2 protein-coding genes and 1 pseudogene are annotated in these 5,289 nt (G+C 54.5%); 2 read left to right on the top strand and 1 reads right to left on the bottom strand.

What is annotated here, in order from left to right:
• Positions 1–27 precede the first annotated feature (27 nt).
• Both ABJQ89_RS05355 and ABJQ89_RS05350 read left to right on the top strand, forming a co-directional pair.
• Positions 28–1,284 (top strand): amidase family protein, encoded by a 1,257-nt coding sequence (locus ABJQ89_RS05355; RefSeq protein ID WP_348406451.1) that lies wholly within the window; start codon positions 28–30, stop codon positions 1,282–1,284.
• Positions 1,285–1,475: 191 nt separating this feature from the next.
• Positions 1,476–3,887, top strand: a pseudogene (locus tag ABJQ89_RS05350) (methyl-accepting chemotaxis protein).
• A gap of 188 nt (positions 3,888–4,075) precedes the next feature.
• Here the strand turns inward: ABJQ89_RS05350 and ABJQ89_RS05345 are convergent.
• On the bottom strand, positions 4,076–5,289 hold a 1,214-nt coding region (locus ABJQ89_RS05345; protein WP_348495234.1), incomplete at its 5' end, for a nicotinate phosphoribosyltransferase.

The raw sequence follows: 5,289 nt of genomic DNA, 5'->3' as shown, positions 1-5,289 counted from the left end.
CAACACATACCTAAAAGAGTAATCACAATGCCCACTGCCTTTCCATGGTCCGCCGAAACCGCCGCCACCCGCCTTGCCGACGTGCAGGCCCGCCTTACCGCAGACACGCCAGACGTCCGGCATGTCTACACCCATGTGTTCCACAACGAACCGGTTGTGCAAACGGCATCGGTGCTGAGTGGGGCCTTGGTTTCCATCAAAGACCTCTTTGATGTGAAAGGGCATGTCACCCACGCGGGGACAACCTTTATGGCGCGCAACCGCCCCGCCACCGCCGATGCAGATGTTGTAGCAAAGCTGCGGGCGCAGGGTTGCGTGCTGGTCGGTCACACCAATATGACCGAGCTGGCCTATTCGGGGCTGGGGCTGAACCCCCATTATGGCACGCCTGAAAACGCGCTCTATCCGGGGTGCATTCCGGGGGGCTCGACGTCAGGTGGGGCCATCAGCGTGGCACGCGGTTTGGCCGATATTGCGATCGGCACGGATACGGGTGGGTCGCTGCGGATCCCTGCGGCCTTCAACGGGATCACCGGTTTTAAACCAAGCCAGACGACCATGTCCCAAAGGGGCTGTTGCCCGCTTTCCGCCAGTCTGGATAGTGTGGGGCCGATGGCGCGTGATGTGGCCACCTGCCGTGCCGCGTGGCAGGCGATTTCGGACCCTGATATAGATAATTTCCAGGAGGTTAAGCCAGAATTTATTGTCCTTGATAACTTCGGCATGGATGATCTGGAGCCAGCAGTACGCGCCGGTTTTGATGCCGCAGTCAAGCTGCTCCAAGAGGCCGGATGTACCGTAAAAACGCAATCCTTTGCATCCCTTGAGGCAATGAAAACACTGGCTGTCTGGCAGTTTTCAGCCGTCGAAAGCCGCGCTGTTTATGACGAGATGTTTCAAGCCCAACTTGACCAGTTTGACCCCCGTGTCGCCAGCCGGATGGCCCGCGCCGACGAGGTATCAGCCGTGGCCTACAGGCAGACCTTAAACCAACGGGCACGGCTGATCAGGGCGTTTGAAGCGGATCTGGCCGGTCGTGTGTTGTTGATGCCAACGGTGCCTATTTTGCCGCCAAAATTCGATACGATGACCTCAGATGCAGCCTATGGGCGGATCAACCTACAAGCCCTGCGCAACCCGACCATCGCCAATGTCATGAATGGCTGCAGTATTTCCATGCCGTTTTCCCACAATGCCGAAACGATCGGGATTATGCTAATAGCGGCCGGCCTGAGCGATCATAGCCTGCTGGATCTGGCCGCCCGTTGCGAGGCCGTTTTTTAGGATATTCTGGCGGCCAGATGGACCGCCGCAGACCGTATGCGCAGATCGCGCGGATTGCTTGTAAAGCTCTGTGTGTAGAAAATTCTACAGACCAAGCATCGTATTGATTTTTCACGAAGTCGTGGGCCCTTAAATGTATTCGAAAGACTTCCCTTCTAGCAGTTAGCAAAGACTGATTCGAGGGAGACGAAATGTCTATCGTAATGCGTATTTATCTAAGTATGGGGGCGATGGTTGCCCTAATGCTCGTGGTTGGCGGTTTTGGTGCGTACCAAACAAGCAGGCTCGCAAGCACGTTTGTTGATTATAGGTCTACGGCCAAAGAGAGCCTGATTGCAGGCGATATCATGGAAGATATCTTTGAGGCACGCCTGGCATCGTCCAAATACCGTTTGACGGGTGATCCTGCGCACCTCGAATCCGTACGCGAGAACATTGCAGAGGTTCTGGAGTTCGAAGGGCAGCTCCGCGAGATGATGACGGGGTATGAAGGTTTAGAAGAGCTGGAACAAATTCCCGCTGCCCTCGAAGAATATGAGCAAAGCATGGCTCAGGCCGTTGAGCTACAGGCCCAACGCAACCAGTTGGTGGACAAAGCTTCAGCGTCGGGTCTGAAGGCTCGGCGGCAGCTGTCTGACGTGATGGAAACCGCATTGCAGGATAACGATGCCAGTATCAGTTCTGCTGCCGGGCTGGCCGCTACGAATTTGCTTTTGGGGCGTCTGTATTTTGAGCGTTTTCTGGTTTCAAACGACCCAGATGATGCGGCACGCTCGACCAAAGAAATCGACACCGCCCGCGTAGGTTTGAACACCCTTTTGGGAGAGCTAGAAAACCCTCGCCGTCGTGAGTTAACGCAAATGACCATGACCGACCTTGATGATTTTGACACAACCTCATCCGAGGTGGCCGACGTAATATTCGCGCGTAACGCGCTGTACGGCCGTGTGGACAACATCGGGCCAGAGGTTTTAACAGCAATCGAACACACTGTGGATTATGTGGTTGATCAGCAAAACACATTGGGCCCCGCAGGTCAGGTCGCAGCACAGAGATCCATCATCATCGTCGCGGTTTTTGCAATCCTTGGCAGTGTGTTGGGCGGTGTCTTGGCGTTTGTCACCGGGCGCATCATCTCGCGCAACTTAACGACCATTACCGAGAATATGAAAGAGCTGGCAGACGGCAATCTCGAGGTGGATATCCACCCGACCCAGGATGACCATGAGGTTGGCAAGATGACCAACGCAATGGTCGTATTTCTAGACAATGCTCGCCACGCCAGAGATCTAGACATTGAGGTTAAGGAAAAGGAAAAACTGGAGCGCGAGCGCGAAGCTGCGGATCGAGACCGCGATGTCGCGTTGGAAAAGGAACGCCGCACCGCCGAAGAAGAAGAGCGCAGAAACGAACGCGAACGTATGGAAATTTTGCAGAATTTCCAAACAGATATGGAGCGTGTCCTTGGCGAAGCTGCATCGGGAAATTTTTCCAACCGCATGTCTGATAGTATGGATGACGAAAGCCTTGCCGGACTGGCCGATGTTATCAACCGTCTGCTTGAGGCCACTGAAACGAACATTTCTGATGTCGTCAGCAGCATCGGTGAACTGTCCAAAGGCAACTTGGGTATCCGCATCGACGGCCACCGCGAAGGCGTGTTCGAACGCATGCAAAGTGATTTCAACCAAGCACTGACAACACTATCGCATACCATGGCGCAAATCATGAACAATGGGCAAAGCGTGTCGTCCACTGCGGCCGAATTGGAATCGTCTTCAGGAAGCATGGCAAAGCGCGCAGAGGACAGTGCAGCTGCGGTCGAGGAAACATCTGCAGCCGTAGAACAAATCACGGCGAGTATTCGCCAAGTTGTTCAAAACGCCAAAGCAGCCGACGATGCAACGCATAGAGTCCGAGAGCGTGCAGCCAAAACGCGAGAGGTTTCGAATGAAACTGAGGCCTCTATCAACGCGATGATAGACGCATCAGCGCAGATTGATCGCGTGGTGAAGGTGATCGAGGATATCGCATTCCAGACCAATCTGCTGGCGCTCAACGCAGGCGTAGAGGCAGCGCGTGCAGGTGAGGCGGGTCGTGGGTTCTCGGTTGTCGCCTCTGAGGTCCGTGCGCTTGCACTCCGGTCGCAGGAAGCCGTTTAAGAAATCAGCCAAGTGATCGAGAGGAACACTAAAAGTGTCGAGGCAGGTGTTGAACAGGTCGGACTATCCCGGCAGGCGCTAGAAGGCATCATCAGCGAAGTCGAAGTCGCTTCGGGGCAGATCAGCGATATCGCCACCGCAGTCGAACAACAGTCGGGAGGTATCGATGAGGTGAATACCGCCATTCAGTCTATCGACTCTGCGTCGCAAACCAACGCGGCCGCGCTCGAAGAAATGACAGCATCAAGTGTTTCTCTAAGCGGCGAAGCAACAGCCCTTGCGAACGCATTGCGTCAGTTCCACGGGGTGTCTTTAGCCGCTAAACCAGACGCGCCCGAACAAAAAATAACACCGCCAGATGCAAGCCTGCCTGAACATATAGAACCGCAAAAAGCTGTGGTTGGAGCAACATCGACCCAGACTGGATGGGAAGAATTTTAAACCAAGGCGGTTCTTGGAAGGTCATCTTTCCGAGAACCGCCAACAAGATATGGCTAACTTACATTCCTGCCCTGCCGGCGCTTCGAACGGTCTCTTTTTTGAACGCAGATCGGAACAATGCAACCTAACCCCTTTTGCAATTCCCGATCAGACCGCTCGTTCAAACGTGAAGGTCACGCACCGACATCTTACACAATGACATCCAGCGGCACCTGATCTCCGACACCGAAAACCTGTTTATATCTGGCGATTTCATCCTCTGGCCCCATTGCTTTGTTAGGATTGTCCGACAATTTGACCGTGGGCGCGCCATTGGCCTCAACTGCTTTACACACCAATGAAAACGGAGCCAGTCGATTGCCAGGAACCAGACGGCGAAAATCATTCGTCAGCAAGGTGCCCCATCCAAAAGACACATTCGTGCGCCCCGAAAACTGGCTGTGCAGCAGCCGGATTTTGTCGACATCAAGCCCATCGCTGAAGATGATCCGTTTGTCAGCCGGATTTTCGCCGCGCTTGCGCCACCAATCAATAGCCAGTTCGGCCGCCGTGGCAGGGTCGCCGCTGTCGATCCGAATGCCTGTCCAACCTGCCAGCCAATCAGGGGCTTTGTCCAAAAACCCCTTCGTTCCGAACGTGTCGGGCAAGATGATCCGCAAGTTGCCTTCGTGTTCGTCGTGCCAGTCGGACAGGACGTCATAGGGGGCCTGCGCCAATGCTGTATCGGTCGCAGCCAATGCGGCGTAAACCATCGGCAATTCATGCGCATTCGTACCGATCGCTTCCAATTCGCGGGTCATGGCGATTTTGCAATTGGACGTGCCTGTAAAGGCTGTCCCCAAACCCTCTTGCATGGCTTGAACACACCAATCTTGCCACAAATAACTATGCCTGCGGCGGGTGCCGAAATCGGCAATCGAAAGGTCCGGAATATCGCGCAGCGCTTCGATTTTCTCCCATACGCGCGTCATTGCGCGGGCATACAAAACCTGCAGCTCGAATTTGCCCATAGTGTTTAGAACCGCTCTGCCACGCAATTCCATCAGCACCGCCAATGCCGGGATTTCCCACAACATAACTTCCGGCCAGCTGCCTTCAAACGTCAGCTCGTATTGATCGCCTTTGCGTTCCAAATGGTAGGGCGGCAAACGCAGTTTCTCGAACCACTCCATGAAATCCGGGCGAAACATTTGGCGTTTGCCGTAGAATGTATTGCCGCGCAGCCATGTGCTTTCTCCGCGTGACAGCGACAGTGACCTGATGTGGTCCAATTGCTCGCGCAACTCGCCTTCGTCGATCAAATCCGCAAGCGGTACATCTTTGGACCGGTTGATCAGGCTAAAGGTCACCCGAGTATTTGGCTTGTTGCGAAACACGGACTGACACATCAGCAATTTGTAAA

The organism is Planktotalea sp. (assembly GCF_039984035.1).
GTDB lineage: Bacteria > Pseudomonadota > Alphaproteobacteria > Rhodobacterales > Rhodobacteraceae > Planktotalea.
This window is presented reverse-complemented; position numbering and strand designations above follow the sequence as displayed.

Coding starts and splice junctions, on each gene's coding strand:
- ABJQ89_RS05355 (WP_348406451.1), top strand. CDS start 28: ATGCCCACTGCCTTTCCATGGTCCGCCGAAACCGCCGCCACCCGCCTT.